The 14,946-nt window shown below is 46.9% G+C and carries 12 protein-coding genes; 3 read left to right on the top strand and 9 right to left on the bottom strand.

Features of this window, described 5'->3' with window-relative positions; translation table 11 throughout:
- Positions 1 to 44 precede the first annotated feature (44 nt).
- Positions 45 to 467 carry a VOC family protein gene (locus HPY31_RS03245; RefSeq protein WP_172138349.1) on the bottom strand — a complete coding sequence of 141 codons (423 nt, stop codon included), beginning with the start codon at positions 465 to 467 and terminating at the stop codon, positions 45 to 47.
- Positions 468 to 650: 183 nt separating this feature from the next.
- On the opposite strand from HPY31_RS03245, the gene HPY31_RS03240 reads away from it, so the two are divergent.
- Positions 651 to 863 carry a glycine zipper domain-containing protein gene (locus tag HPY31_RS03240; RefSeq protein WP_142496388.1) on the top strand — a complete coding sequence of 71 codons (213 nt, stop codon included), beginning with the start codon at positions 651 to 653 and terminating at the stop codon, positions 861 to 863.
- A gap of 60 nt (positions 864 to 923) precedes the next feature.
- On the opposite strand, the gene HPY31_RS03235 is transcribed toward HPY31_RS03240, so the two are convergent.
- The 3 genes from HPY31_RS03235 to gltB all read right to left on the bottom strand — a co-directional run bounded on the left by HPY31_RS03235 (position 924) and on the right by gltB (position 8,098).
- Positions 924 to 1,400 (bottom strand): YfbM family protein, encoded by a 477-nt coding sequence (locus tag HPY31_RS03235; protein ID WP_172138347.1) that lies wholly within the window; start codon positions 1,398 to 1,400, stop codon positions 924 to 926.
- 14 nt (positions 1,401 to 1,414) lie between these two features.
- On the bottom strand, positions 1,415 to 2,746 hold the full coding sequence (locus HPY31_RS03230; RefSeq protein ID WP_253901655.1) for a hypothetical protein: 1,332 nt from the start codon (positions 2,744 to 2,746) through the stop codon (positions 1,415 to 1,417).
- Positions 2,747 to 3,484: 738 nt separating this feature from the next.
- Complete coding sequence (gltB, locus tag HPY31_RS03225; protein WP_172138345.1) at positions 3,485 to 8,098, bottom strand: glutamate synthase large subunit; 4,614 nt, start codon at positions 8,096 to 8,098, stop codon at positions 3,485 to 3,487.
- A gap of 125 nt (positions 8,099 to 8,223) precedes the next feature.
- Here gltB and gltC point away from each other — a divergent pair, with 125 nt between their 5' ends.
- Complete coding sequence (gene gltC / locus HPY31_RS03220) at positions 8,224 to 9,126, top strand: glutamate biosynthesis transcriptional regulator GltC (RefSeq protein WP_016740522.1); 903 nt, start codon at positions 8,224 to 8,226, stop codon at positions 9,124 to 9,126.
- Between the two features lie 113 nt (positions 9,127 to 9,239).
- On the opposite strand, the gene HPY31_RS03215 is transcribed toward gltC, so the two are convergent.
- The gene (locus HPY31_RS03215; RefSeq protein ID WP_172138343.1) at positions 9,240 to 10,031 is read right to left on the bottom strand and encodes an SDR family NAD(P)-dependent oxidoreductase; all 792 of its coding nucleotides are present in this window, start codon (positions 10,029 to 10,031) and stop codon (positions 9,240 to 9,242) included.
- Positions 10,032 to 10,219: 188 nt separating this feature from the next.
- Positions 10,220 to 11,245: an AraC family transcriptional regulator gene (locus HPY31_RS03210; RefSeq protein WP_172138341.1), complete on the bottom strand. Its 1,026-nt coding sequence runs from the start codon at positions 11,243 to 11,245 to the stop codon at positions 10,220 to 10,222.
- Positions 11,246 to 11,425: 180 nt separating this feature from the next.
- On the opposite strand from HPY31_RS03210, the gene HPY31_RS03205 reads away from it, so the two are divergent.
- On the top strand, positions 11,426 to 12,250 hold the full coding sequence (locus tag HPY31_RS03205) for a hypothetical protein (RefSeq protein ID WP_172138339.1): 825 nt from the start codon (positions 11,426 to 11,428) through the stop codon (positions 12,248 to 12,250).
- A 39-nt stretch (positions 12,251 to 12,289) separates the two neighbouring features.
- Here HPY31_RS03205 and ybaK read toward each other — a convergent pair whose 3' ends face one another.
- The 3 genes from ybaK to HPY31_RS03190 all read right to left on the bottom strand — a co-directional run bounded on the left by ybaK (position 12,290) and on the right by HPY31_RS03190 (position 14,929).
- Positions 12,290 to 12,769: a Cys-tRNA(Pro) deacylase gene (gene ybaK, locus HPY31_RS03200; protein ID WP_172138337.1), complete on the bottom strand. Its 480-nt coding sequence runs from the start codon at positions 12,767 to 12,769 to the stop codon at positions 12,290 to 12,292.
- 114 nt (positions 12,770 to 12,883) lie between these two features.
- Positions 12,884 to 14,461 carry a glutathione ABC transporter substrate-binding protein gene (locus HPY31_RS03195; RefSeq protein WP_172138335.1) on the bottom strand — a complete coding sequence of 526 codons (1,578 nt, stop codon included), beginning with the start codon at positions 14,459 to 14,461 and terminating at the stop codon, positions 12,884 to 12,886.
- Positions 14,462 to 14,638: 177 nt separating this feature from the next.
- Positions 14,639 to 14,929, bottom strand: a complete 291-nt coding sequence (locus tag HPY31_RS03190) for a hypothetical protein (RefSeq protein ID WP_172138333.1) — start codon at positions 14,927 to 14,929, stop codon at positions 14,639 to 14,641.
- Positions 14,930 to 14,946 lie beyond the last annotated feature (17 nt).

Here is a 14,946-nt window from a genome sequence, read left to right as displayed (position 1 = left end):
ATCGCTGGGGGTAAGACCTGTTTTTTGTCTAGTTGGGTGACACGCTACTTCATTCGTTTAGCAATCGGATGATCTTCATTCAGCTCTAGCAAATCCCACAGGTTGCCATATAGATCCTGAAACACCGCCACCATTCCGTACGGCTGTTCTGATGGCTCTCTCACAAATTGGATTCCTCTTGCGACCATCTCATGATAATCTCGCCAAAAGTCATCTGTGTTTAAAAAGAGAAAAACTCTCCCGCCAGCCTGATTCCCGATAAATGGCTCTTGCTCAGGTTTGGATGCTTTTGCAAGCAAGATCGTAGTGCCAACAGAACCTGGCGGAGATACGACAACCCACCGCTTATCCTGTTCTGGCTGATACGTATCTTCCACTAACGTAAAATGGAGCTTCTTGGTATAAAACTCAATGGCTTCATCATAATCTTTGACCACGAGCGCGATATGCACGATGGATTGAATCATGATCTCGGTCCCTCCTGCTTAAAGGTTTTTTTTGGAATGAAAAGATAGGTTTGGGACACACTATGCCTTGGGGCTGCACGTTTGATATAGCAGAGCTTCCCAACACTAATCGAGGGAGTGACAATCTTGGCTACGAACAACGAACGCAATCACAACGATGCTGTTGGCAACGACGAAGCGAACATGGCAGGCAGTGGAGCTGGTGAAGCTGTAGGAACAGTTGGCGGTGCGGCAGTAGGTGCTGCTGTAGGTTCTATTCTAGGTCCGCTTGGTACCATTGCAGGTGCAGTTGCCGGGGGTGCAGTTGGCAACAAAATGGGGGAAAATGTGTCGGCTGACGCCAATGACACGTTTGGTGCTACGAATAATGATGCCAATAGAGACCGAACAGAATAAATCAAGCTTCTTCTATGTTTGACAAGACGTGGTGCAGGAGCAAACCTGCACCACGTTCCATTAGCTGATGTAGAAGATAAGGCCTTTTTCTTGCTCTGCTGCTCGCTTGAAGAATGCTTGAATCGATTGAAAATGATGCAACATGTACGCAAAAAATCCTTCCGCTTCATCTCCCTCGTGAAGTGGGTACACATCCTTTTCCACCAAGGTAGGAAAATGGTACTTCTCTTTTAGAGCTGACTCGGACATATTGGCAATGGCCTCATACGCTGCTTTTACCTGTTCACTATGTAAATAGAATGCGCCAAACTCCCCGAATTCAACTGCTTGGTCCGTTAATAAAGGTACCACATAGCAAAATGGAGGCTCTCCATCCATTAATTCTCCGCACAACGTATAGGGAATGGCTTGCCAGGTTTTATCTATATCCAGCATATCCTCTTCTTTCAGCTCTACCTCATATAAATCGATCGTCCCTGCAATCCATGAATCGATCATCTCGTCATTTGCTATCATGTAATTTCCACACATACCCATTCTTTTTCTCCCCCTTACTTCTTATTTAAATAATCTTCTACTGATTTTCGCAAATACTTGCCTCTCGCTTCTTCGGTCATCTTTTTCATTTTTTCTTGTTGTTCCTTATCAGCTTTTCTTTTTTTGCGCTTATCTTCCCTTGCCTCCAATGTTCTTTTCCCATTGCTGTTCGTTTTGATTTTACTGTCTGTTTTTTTGTCATTATGATAATATTCCATGCCAAAATCATACCCAGTTATCGAATACACTACTTGTAAGCTACGAAATATTTTCTCTTTATATAGAGGATAGAACTCATTTACTGTGTCCTTGTATAAATTCCTTCCGATTCGGTGGTTTTTTATCCGTGTTAGGGTTAGGGTCTGTGCCTCTAGTATTTTGTTATACTGGGCCATGTTTTGTTGAGCACTCTCTATCTCATCCTCTTTCTTATTGTCTAATTCTTCCACCAACATGGCGAACTCACTTGCTATGGTATCGAAGTTCTCTTTTTCTTTCTCAAAGCTTTCCTCTTCTTCTTGTTGTACATCAAAATATGGGTAATAATCCGCCTCTATTTCCTTAAGTATCTCGTATTCATTTCGAATTTTGTTTTCATTTAATTGATAAATAAATAGACATTTTTTCTCGTCTCGTTCGTCTAACAGGGAAATGCCTTCTGGAATTAATCTCATTTTTTCTGGCTTTTCTACATCACCAATTTCTTCAATCTCATCGATAAGAATTTTGTTTCGTTTCAGTTTGGCTGGTATGATTTCCAAAACATTGGTGGACGAAGCTTGCCCCTTTTTCACCTCACCAAAATGAGCTACTGCATTCACTTCGTCTCCCTTCCATTCTACCGGTTTTTGATTTTTCAAAAAGTCTGTCGGTAATGATTGATGCATGGAATAGCGAATCCCTTTCACTTTCTTCGCATCGAAGTTGTCGGAATCACTATCATAGAGCTCCTCATTTCCGTCCTTATCGGAAAATGCGAGATTAAATCTTGCTGTGTGGCTTTTTCTCGTAAAATCCAAATTCCCTTCATCCATTGTTTGCGAAAACTGTTCGAGAGAAGATTCCCCCTCTGTCGGACTGGCAAATTTCCATTTCTCTTCATCTTTCTTGCTCATTTCCGCCTTTGCATCCCATTTAAACGGAATCCTGACTGGTAGCTGAATTTCCCATGGCTTCGTTGAATCGACCTGCTTCAAAGCACCTAGCTTAACCAATTGTTCTTGATCCACACGAAAGTTCCATTGATCGTATTTCACCTCAACAGAGTACGTATACTCCGTACCTCTTGCCGCTCCACGTAGCATTTTTTCAATCGTATTATTATAAGAATGCTCGTTGTTTTTCACATCCTGCGGGGCTATATTCCACGCTTGGTTCGCTTCGATTCCTCGTACAATCTGATAACCGACCAAGTGCCCCCCATCGTATGCGGTTTTAGCTGCATCATTTTTTCCATCCCGGATCAATCGCTCTTCTGTACCCAGATTGCCAATCGCACTCACAACAGAATCGCCTTTACGATCCTTTCTCGATGTGCCTTTTGTTACGATAGCAGTAACGGAATGAGGACGATCACATGTATCTCCTAATACTTCTGTCTTGGAAAAGAAGTTTTTATTTACGTTGTCCTCTCCATATGTATCTTTCAACACGCCCCAAAAGGTAGGGAGGTCTTTATCTGCTCGAACAGCAGTAAATTGACCTTCGTTTTTTGGATTGTTAGCATACTCATCTTTTGTGTAATCGGTTGGTTCAATATCCTTAAATTTGCCTTGTATGACCGGTTGGTTATTTCTTTGCTTTTGATGTAATTGGATCATGGCTTTATTTCCGATTTTTTTGGCGAGCTGTAAGACATGGGGTGCAGCGCTTTTTGGGGTTGGGGATAGCGAAGAATTTTCAGGGGTTTGCCGATAACTTGATTGCGATTCGTGATTTTGGAAAAACATCCCATCACCTGCCATACAATCGTTTATAGAATCTAATCTTTTCTTATCATATCAAATTCTGTCATTTTTCCCAATCTGTTTGAATGAAAACGAGGAAAGGCCGACGACTCACAAAATAAGTCATCGGCCAACTCCTTATTTCCCCACTGAAACATAGGATTGCTCGGTGGCTTTCTTTTTCGGTGCTTTGGCATCGCCTTTCTTCTGGCTCATTTCAAAAGCTGCCAATATCGCCTCTTGGCGCTTCATACCGGATTTCTCCAACTCCTCCATCGTGGAGACGATTTGCTTGTAATCTTTTGGAATGACTTTGACAAACTGTTGGACGGTTCGTTCCCACTCATCGAGCAAAGCTTGTGCATGACGGCTGCCTGTGTGGTTTACGTGGTTTTCCAGCAAGCGTTTGACTCGTGCGATTTCCCGTTGATCTTCCAATGACTCCAGGAGTACCATCTCCTGATTGCACATCGCAGCAAATTTCTCTTTGTCTTCCACCAGAACGTAGGCCGTACCACCTGACATGCCTGCGGCAAAGTTTTTGCCGACGGGGCCGAGAACGACGACGCGTCCTCCAGTCATGTACTCGCAGCCATGGTCGCCTACTCCCTCAACGACTGCCGTCACTCCGCTGTTGCGAACGCAGAATCGCTCACCAGCCATGCCGTTTATATACGCCTCCCCAGAGGTCGCGCCGTAGAACGCAACGTTTCCGATAATCATGTTGTGCTCGGGAGCGAATTTGCTGTTTTTCGATGGTGCGACCGTTATTTTGCCGCCCGATAACCCTTTTCCTACGTAGTCATTTGCATCTCCTTCGAGATGAAGCGTGATTCCTCGTGGAACAAATGCCCCGAAGCTTTGACCTGCCGAACCAGTAAAATGCAGGCGGATGGTATCCTCCGGCAGACCGTGCTCGCCAAAGCGTTTGGTTACCTCACTGCCCAAGATCGTACCGACCACGCGATTCGTATTGGTGATGGCGAGCTTTGCCTCTACCTGCTGCTGTTTATTCAATGCTGGCTTGCACAGCTTGAGCAGTTTTTGACGATCCAGCGTTTCTTCCAGCTTGTGATCTTGGTTGCGCTGATGGTAGCGGCCCACATCCTCAGAGACATCCGGTTGGAACAAGAGCGCAGACAAATCAATGTGCTTGGCTTTCCAATGTTCTTTTGCCTTGTCGCCCATCTTCAGGACATGGCTCTGACCAATCATCGACTCGATGGAGTGATAGCCCAGCTCCGCCATGATCTCACGAACTTCGCGGGCAACGAGACGCATGAAATTCACGGCGTGCTGCGGATCGCCTTTAAACCGTTTGCGAAGCTCGGGATTTTGTGTCGCCACACCCACTGGACATGTATCGAGGTGGCATACACGAGCCATGACACACCCTATCGAAACAAGTGGAGCTGTAGCGAAGCCGAATTCCTCTGCTCCGAGTAAAGCTGCAATGACAACATCGCGTCCCGTCATTAGTTTGCCATCGGTTTCCAGAACCACACGGTCGCGCAACTGGTTCAGCAAGAGCGTCTGATGTGTCTCAGCAAGACCGAGTTCCCATGGCAATCCTGCGTGCTTGATGCTTGATTTGGGAGAAGCGCCTGTGCCTCCATCGTGTCCACTGACCACAATGACATCCGCAAGACCTTTCGCCACACCAGCCGCAATCGTTCCGACTCCCGCCTTGGATACGAGCTTCACGCTGATTCGTGCTCGGGGATTCGCATTTTTCAAGTCGAAAATCAGCTGTGCCAAATCCTCAATCGAGTAAATATCGTGATGAGGAGGCGGCGAAATGAGTCCAACCCCTGGTGTCGATCCGCGTACTTCGGCAATCCATGGGTAGACCTTGCTTCCTGGCAATTGACCGCCTTCGCCCGGCTTTGCCCCCTGTGCCATTTTAATCTGGATCTCAGAGGCATTGACCAAGTAATGACTAGATACGCCAAAGCGTCCGGATGCGACCTGCTTGATGGCACTGCGTCGCAAATCTCCGTTTTCATCCATGATGTAACGCGCCGAATCCTCGCCGCCTTCCCCGCTGTTGCTTTTCGCACCCAAGCGGTTCATGGCGATCGCTAAGGTCTCATGTGCTTCCTTGCTGAGAGAGCCGTATGACATCGCCCCGGTTTTAAAACGATGAACAATGGAATCAACAGATTCTACCTCACTCAGCGGAATCGGCTGCCGATTGGACTTGAAATCGAGCAAATGCCGCAGGGCTACGAATTGCTGGGCTGTTGCTTGCTCTGCATAGATTTTGTACTGCTCATAGCTACCTTCCCGACAAGCTTTTTGCAGGGCATGAACCGTCTTTGGGTTGAACAAGTGAAACTCACCGTCACGGCGGAACTGAAAATCACTGCCTGCCTCCAATACTTCCTCGGAATGCTTAGGCAAAAATGCTTTTGCATGGCGAATCAAAGTCTCTTGCTCAATTACATCCAGTCCAATCCCCGATATCTGAGAAGGGGTACGGCTAAAATAGCGATCGATGACGGCAGAATGAATGCCCACCGCTTCAAAAATTTGTGCGCCACGGTAGCTCTGAATGGTCGAAATGCCCATCTTGGACATGACTTTTACAACACCTTCTACGGCTGTTTGAAGGTACACTTCGACTGCTTCGTCGCTCGTAACCTCCTTCAGCTTTGCCGTTACAACCAGATTGCTTACTGTTGAGATGGCGACGTATGGGTTGATCGCATCGGCACCGTACCCTATCAGCATGGCAAATTGGTGCACATCACGCGGTTCACCAGATTCTATGATGATGCTCGCTTTGGTACGTGTCCCTGCGCGGACGAGATGATGGTGAAGTCCACTTCCAGCCAGCAAGGCAGGGATCGCGGCCAACTCTTGATTCATTCCGCGATCAGATAAAATCAGCAAGGTGTAGCCAGCAGCAATCGCTTCATCCGCCGCAGCGAACATTTGATCAAGTGCCAGCTCTAGCCCGTGTTCGCCCCCTTGGGCCCGGAAGAGTATCGACAATGTTTTTGCCTTGAACTCTTGGTATGGGTTCGCGCGAAGCTTCGCCAGCTCTTGATTGGAGATCAACGGATTGGACAGACGAATTCTGCGACAATTGCTCGCATCCGGTGCAAGCAGGTTTCCTTCCGCGCCAAGCACAGTGTGGGTCGATGTTACGCAAGCCTCCCGCAGCGCATCAATCGGCGGATTTGTGACTTGGGCGAAAGACTGTTTGAAATAGTGGTACAAGAGCGGTGCGCGATCAGACAGTACCGCGAGTGGTGTGTCTACGCCCATCGAACCAATGGGATCTTTTTGTTCTGCCACCATCGGGGCAAGTACCTTGTCGACTTCCTCCTGTGTATAGCCAAAGGCTTTTTGGTGGGCAAGCAAGCTGTCTCCTTGCAACTCCTCCATGCAACCTGCTGCCGGGAAATCCTCGATAGCATGTAGGTTGTTTTTCACCCACTCCCGGTATGGCTGTTCGCTTGCGATTTTTTGCTTGATTTCCTGGTCAGAAACGATTCTGCCTTCCTCGAGATCGACCAGCAACATCCGTCCCGGACTCAGCCGACCTTTCTGAACAATCGTTTCATCTGGTACTTCGAGAACGCCAACCTCCGATGAGAAAATGATGGTATCATCGGACGTCACATAGTATCTCGCCGGTCGCAGGCCATTTCGGTCGAGAATCGCGCCGATGATTCTTCCATCCGTAAAAGAAATAGCTGTTGGCCCATCCCACGGCTCCATGAGGCAGCTGTGATACTCGTAAAAAGCTTTCTTGTTTTCGTCGATTTGCTCATCCTGATCCCACGGTTCAGGAATCATCATCATCGCGACATGCGGCAAGGAGCGACCTGCCAGCGAGAAAAACTCCACGCAGTTATCCAAAATCGCCGAATCACTACCCGCCATATCAATGACTGGCACCACTTTTGCCAAATCAGCACCAAACGCATCGGACTTGAACATTTTCTCACGAGCCATCATCCAGTTCATGTTTCCTTGCAAGGTGTTGATTTCCCCATTGTGAATCAAATAACGATTCGGGTGCGCCCTCTCCCATGTAGGGAATGTGTTCGTACTGAAACGGGAGTGAACGACGGAGAAGGTGGAAGTGTAAGAATTATCTTGCAAATCTAGGTAAAAAGCATCCAGTTGTCCTGGTGTGAGCAATCCTTTATAAACAATCGTACGCGAAGACATGGAAGCGGCGTAAAAAACAGCACCTGTTGCCCGTTCCACCTGCTTGCGAATGACGTACAGCTTCCGTTCAAATGTCATTTGGTCCTGTATATTCGAGCTGGCTCCGATGAATACTTGGCGGACACAAGGCTGACTCACTACAGCCGTTTTGCCGATTTTCGTCGCGTCGACAGGAACGGTTCTCCAGCCGAGCAATTTTTGTCCCTCCGCTGCGACAATCTCCTCCAGCTGCTCTTCATACTTTTGCCGTTTCGCTTCGTCCATCGGAAGAAACAGCATACCTACACCGTATTTGCCTGGCGCGGGCAGCGTGATATTCAGCTCTTTACAGGTCTTTTTGAAAAAGGTGTGTGGAATTTGCGTTAAGATGCCTGCACCGTCTCCCGTTTCCGGATCACTGCCTTGACCGCCGCGGTGTTCCAGTTGGCACAGAATTTTCAGACCCTTTCGGACCATATCATGCGTCGATTTCGATTTCAAATTGGCAATAAAACCAATTCCGCAAGCGTCATGTTCGAAAATCGGATCGTACAGGCCTTGCTTAGCAGGCATTCCTTGTATCGTCATGTATCTCCACTCTCCTTGCTCTCTCTGGTATGTTCCATTTTAGATTGAGTGAAACGATACAAACAATATATAATTTATGCAAAATCTATCTCAAATCGAGATGAATGGGTAAGGTGGGGGTATTCATGGAGCTACGACAGATTCAATACTTTATCGAGGTTGCCAAACGGGAGCACTTCACCGAAGCCTCCCATCATTTGCACGTCGCTCAATCTGCCCTCAGTCGGCAAATCGCCAATCTGGAGGAGGAGCTTGGTGTGTCACTGTTCCTCCGCGAAGGTCGCAATATCAAGCTGACAGCAGTCGGAAAAATCTTTTTGCAGCACGTCGAAATGGCGATGAACGAAATCGAGAAAGCGAAAGAAAAGATCGAGGAGTTCCTTGACCCGTCTCGAGGTACGATTCGTGTTGGTTTTACGAGTAGCCTTGCCGCCAATCCCCTTCCGACGGTCATCTCCGGTTTTCGCGCGCGGTATCCGGACATCGGCTTTCAATTGAAGCAAGGCTCTTATCAGGGGCTGATCGACTCGGTCATCCATGGTGAAATCGACTTGGCTTTCCTTGGACCAGTTCCCACTCATGAGAAAAATGTGCGCAGCTACATCTTCTTCGCTGAAAATATCGTCGCGTTGCTGCCCGCGAAGCATCCGCTGTCCAAACAACCAAGCTTGCGTCTCAGTCAGTTGCAGGAAGATACTTTTGTGTTGTTTCCACCCGGGTTCATCCTGCGCAATATCGCTGTCAATGCTTGCTCACAAATGGGCTTTTCTCCTAAAGTTGCTTTTGAAGGTGAAGATATCGATGCGATTAAAGGGTTGGTAGCGGCCGGCTTAGGCGTCACTTTGTTGCCAGAGCTTACGTTAACGGATAACGTTCCTCGTGAGACAGTAAAAATCCCGATAAGTGAGCCATTGGTGACGCGAACAGTGGGCATTATCATCCCGAACAACCGTGAGCTTCCCCCTTCTGAAAAGCTTTTTTATCATTTTCTGAAAGAGTTTTTTGATGTGCTGAGTAAGTATAGTTAACGAAAAAAAGTCCTGATGAACAGATGCATCAGGACTTTTGTGTATCTTCATTCAGTTACAGGAAATTTCCATATGCTGACCCTCTGGCGCCTGGTCGCGTCTATCTCGGTATTTTAAAAAATAGTTGGCACCATGCCCCCGTCCATACGGATTGGTGAGCCTTTAAATGCGGTGGCATAAGGGCTGGATACAAATGCTACCAGCCTGCCAATTTCAAAAGGCTTGATAAACCGCTGTAATTCAGATTGCGGGAGGTTTGCTGCCATAAATTGATTCTCTTTTTCCGAAAATGCCAGATCATCAGGAAACAAGCTATCGATGATTTGATAGACATTTTCGGAAAGCGTTGGTCCTGGCATGATTGTATTGGATGTAACCTCTGTTCCTCTCGTTTGTTTCGATAGGCTTTTTGACAGGGATAATAACATCGATTTCGTCATGCAATACTGAGGCATTTGCCCTGAAGGCATGATCGCTTCTTCACTTGCGATAAAGATGATTCGTCCAAAATTGTTCTTCAACATGTTAGGCAAGTAAAATTTAGATAATCCATTCGCGGCAAGGACATTTGTTCGGAAATATTTTTCCCATACCTCATCGTCAATGTCATCATAGGACATGATTTCATAGATCCCCATATTGTTAACGAGAATATCAACGTTGGGATATTTCTCAAATAAAGCTTCTCTTTGCTCCCGATCCACAATATCGGCCGTAGCATTCTGAGGTGAAGTAGCCGGGAATTCCGCCTTTAATTCATTTACGATTCGTTCTACCTCTTCATCATTCCGTCCATTTACAAGAACATTGACGCCTTCTCTGGCGAGCTCAATGGCAATTGCTTTCCCAATCCCTCTCGTCGATCCTGTTACCAAAGCAGTTTTGTTCCCTAATCCCATATCCATAACACTTGTCTCCTTTGTAGTCATTCACGGCAAGCTGACTAGAAGTTCATCTTGGAACATCCTTGTGCTCCGGATAGAGATTATCTTACTTTGTCTGGATCGTTCGGTAACTAGCGTACTACGCCAATCTTCTTGCTGAACCCGCCAAATATGGACACCAGAAAAACGGTAGCCCTGCTTGGAACGGGTCAGGTTAAGAATTCTATGACGGGTGGATTGGCCCGAAAGTATTCGGAACGCCAGTTTGAAGGTGTATCGCCTTCCCAAAGGCGAAAGGCCCGGTAGAATGAGTTCTGATCTTCATATCCAAGTAAAAAAGCCACTTCTTTTATATCGAGCTTGGGGTCGGCCAAGTACTCTCGTGCCTGTTCATGCCGAGCCTGTGTCAACAGTTGCTTGAACGATGTGCACTCATCCGCAAGACGGCGCTGCAAGGTACGATCGCTCATGCCCAGCTCGCTCGCAACTGCCCGAATATCAAGGAGACCTCCGATTAGACTTCTCTTCAAGATCCACTTGACCTTCTCAGCAATGGAATGACTGCCCTGTTCATCTAATGATCGGTCCAATACAGGTGTTAATATCTCCAACAATTCTTTGTTATACGAAAGAAAGGGTCGGTCCAGATCGCGTCGATGGAGGGTTAATCGGTTATCAGTGGCACCAATCCGTATCGGGCAACCGAAATAAGCCTCAAGTGCAGTTACATCCCCCATCGCGTGAGAAAATTCCACGGACTGAGCAGTTAAACGCTTGCCCGTGCCCCGTCGTCCAAGTTCTAGAAGAAAGGCGAGCGTGGTTCCAACCAGGACTGGTGGTCCGGGCTGCTCGCTGTGCATCCATTCCAATTCGATTGTACAGCGCTCGCCCTCCTCTGTTATACGCAATCTTTCTGGAGGGCACAGTTGTTTGTACCGGGCCATTCGATTAAGCGCGTCGCGATAGTCACGAGCATGGTAGGTCGCTAAAACAGTCGGTGGATAGAGTGCCGTTTCAAAGCTGGTAGATAGCTTGATGATTCCCGTAGCAACATCACCAACGAGATCGGAATACGCTTGCCAGATTCTGAAATATTGAGCGGTGGTGACTACGGCTGGTTCTGTAAGAATGGTGAGCGGAAGGCGCGCTTTGCGAGCTAGGTCGTGTGGGGCAATTCCTATTTGTTGTAATCCCGCCCAAAATCCCGCCGGGAATTTTATTCGGTCTGATTTCATTACGTATGGATCTCCTTTAATTGCTTACCAATTCGTTTCGCTTATCCCTAAGTATACATGAAGGTGATCGTACCCGTTATTTGACGTCTCCACATTTTGCGATTCAAATATAGCGGAATGTGGAAAGGTTTACTATGATATGGGAATAGTGTCACATTCAGCAAGTGAGGTGATGTCCTTATGCTAGATTTCGCAAGTCCTGTATGGGGTAAGCTACAAGGCCCTTATGGTTTTTCTGATCGCATCCCTGCGCTCATCCAGCATATTAGGCACGACTATTTTTCCGAGGAAAAAGAAGAGTTGTATTGGGAGCTTCTGTATCATCAAAATACGATTTATCCATGTACATATGCTGCTGTCCCCTATTTAGTAGAGATCGCACGAAAAACAGAGAGCCCCGATATTTTGTTGGACATCTTCATAACCTGCGGCATTTTCGAAGCCAGTAGCGAAAATGCGCCTCATGGGGATGTGCCAGTGGAGTTTTTACGCGATCAGCCACCATTATTGGATCAAGAGACCATCAGAGAAATCGATCGTGAATACCGCCGTGCCATTCTATCACTGACAGAGCAAACAGAATCCATCCTTCACCTCGCACGGACGGGAGAGCATGATGCAGAGAAGCGCTACATACTAGCTGCGGACGCTGCGTTTCGTGGTGACAAGGACATTGCCAACATGCTGCTCACCTTTTCGGCGGGAGACGAATATGTAACCGTGTGTCCGACGTGCAATCAGTCTATCTATATATGGCCAGATGAGGACGAGGATGTCTTGTACGGTTACGAAGAAGACCCCGTTTTTCATGAGAAAGCGAACCGACTTTCAATCATCACCAAAAGACCGGACACGACAAACGACAGCGGGCTTCAGAGATTATACCAAAATGCACTTGCGATTGAGGATAAAACACTGCTTGCCCACCTTCCTTATCTTGCTGGTGAATTGAATTGCTGCTCATGCGACACCCCTATCCACGTTTGGACGGGACTTTTTTCATAAACAACAAAAGGCCTCAGCTAATGCCGCGGCCTTTTTGCTTTAGATGGCAGATACATCTGCCAAGGAACCTTTCGTTGCTTGTAACAAGCCCTCTACTGCCATCTCGATCTGAACGCCAATGTTTCCCCCACTGACGATGATCGACTCTAACGATTGTGCTCGTTGATCGATCACCGTCGGAAACAATTTCTTCATCCCAACTGGCGAACATCCACCACGAATATAGCCAGATACTTTGGTGATCTCTTTCACGGGAATCATCTCGATCTTCTTTTCGCCGACTGCTTTCGCGGCTTTTTTGAGATCAAGCTCCGCTTCAACGGGAATGACAAACACATAATACGATTTGCTCGTCCCTTGCGAAATCAATGTTTTATAGACAACGTTCTCTTCGCGACCGATCTTTTGGGCGACAGCGATTCCGTCTATTTTTCCATCATCCGTTGCATATGTCAGCATGGTGTATGCGATTTTTTCATTATCCAATATCCGCATTGCATTTGTTTTTCCTTGCTTCAAGCCGTTCCACCTCCGCTACACGCTGGTCAACAAAATATAATCTATCTTAGGGGATGCCGTTCTACTTTTCAACAAAAAACGCCACTGACACAAGCATGTCAGCGGCGCCTCGTCCTATTGAATCGTTACTTCGTCAATCTCGATATGGCCTGCCGGGCTAATCCATACACCCTGTACATTCTTTTGAATCGCCGCCAAGGTCTCGGAGAATCGGAACGGAATAAGCGGTGCTTCGTTCATTTCGATTTGTTGTGCTTTTTCATAGAGTTGCTTCCGTTTTTCTGCGTCTGTTTCTCGGCGTCCTTCGTCAATCAGCTTGTCTACTTCCGGATTGTTGTAGAAGGAATGGTTACCAGGTGCTCCATGTGCTTTCGAGTGATACAGGTTCGATTGGTTGTAATCGGCATCGCCCGTAGCATTTCCCCATCCACTCATGAACAGGTCTGTCTCCCCTTTGGATGCTGCATCAATATAAGCCCCGAATTCCATCACATCCAGTTGCAGGTCAATCCCGATTGGCTTGAGCTGTTGCTGCAAAACCTCGGCAACGCTAATTCGTGCTTTGTTATCATTCAACGCGATTTTTGCTTTGAAGCCGTTTGGATATCCAGCCTCTGCGAGCAATTGCTTCGCTTTCTCGACGTCATACGGAATGTCTTTTACATTCGGGCTGTATCCAACCATCGCTGGTGTAATCGAGGAGTGTGCTGGTGTTCCCACATTGTTGTAAACACCTTCAATAATGGTTTTCTTGTCGATTGCGTGGGCAATGGCTTGGCGGACACGCACATCATCAAACGGCTTTTTCTTTGTATTCAATCCGATGTGATCGACAGAGAAACCAGGGTAACGCCCCAATTGCATGGATGGGGAGTTTTGTACGCGATCGATGTCCGTCACAGGCAGGTTTTCTGCCACTTGAACTTCTCCTGTCTCAACCATGGCAAGGCGAGTTGTGTCTTCCGGTACGGTTTTGAAAACGACTTTATCCAAATTTGGTTTACCGCCATAGTAGCTATCGTTTCTTACGAGAACCACTTCTTGACCCGGCGTCCATTTTTCAAATTTGTACGGGCCCGTCCCGGTTGGATGCTTGCTCAATTCTTTTCCATATTGTTCAATGGCTTTCGGGCTGATGATGCTTCCCTCTGCACTTGCCAAAACAGACAAGATCGGTGCGTACGGGTAATTCAAAATAAATTGTACCGTGTACTCATCTACTACTTTTACTTCTTTGATTGCTTCAAACATGTTAATCCGACTGGAGCCAACAGCAGGGTCTTGAACGCGAGCGATCGTTGCTTTAACCGCTTCCGCATTGAAAGGTGCGCCATCATGGAACGTCATGCCTTGACGTAGCTTGAACTCCCACGTCAAGTCATCGAGCTGCTTCCACTCACTTGCCAGGGATGGGACGTATTTGCTTTCTTTATCCATGCGGACAAGGCCTTCGTATACTTTGTGATGAATGATTGCTGCTGAAGGGATTTGGGACAGGAAATGCGGGTCGAGGTTGTTCGCATCGGACAGACGCGCGATGACGAGGGTTCCTCCTGTTTTGCCAGCTTCCGTAGTACCCCCTGCTTGTCCGGCGCTAGTCGCCGCATCCTGCCCTGACGAACACCCAGCCATAGCCGCAGATACCGCGATTGTCATGGCGATCAGCGTGTAATAAAAACTCTTCTTTTTCATCTGTGTTCCCCCAATTCTTGTTGCAAATGTTTTAGCATTCAAACACGTTTTATTTTAGACAATATTCAGTTATTATATTTTCACTTTGTTTACCTTTATTTTCAGTTTCTTTACAACTTGATAAATAAACAAAAAAGAGAGACTCCTTAAGAATCTCTCTTTCTTCACTGGACTCTATTACAATGATCGAGTCAAAGGCTTTTTCATCATATTGATGTACTGCACCACATACAAATACTGCTGCGTTAGCAATTCTGCATCCGTTTTTACTTCCTGCAAATAGCGATTGCCTTCTACATGTAGGTCTTCGATCAATGAACCGAGAAAGCTCATATCGTATTCGATCGCGAGCTCTTGCAGTTTTTTCAGCTCTTGCAAATCTTGCCTGTCAAGTTTATGGATTCCTTTGAGTAACAAGCGTTCCTGCCAATCAGTCAGCTTTTCGGTAAAGGAATATAACTCCTCCATGATTTTACGTCCACTCC

Source organism: Brevibacillus sp. HB1.3 (genome assembly GCF_013186635.1).
In the GTDB taxonomy this organism is placed as follows: domain Bacteria; phylum Bacillota; class Bacilli; order Brevibacillales; family Brevibacillaceae; genus Brevibacillus; species Brevibacillus brevis_D.
Note: the sequence above shows the minus strand (reverse complement) of the source record. Positions and strands in the feature narration are given on the sequence as shown.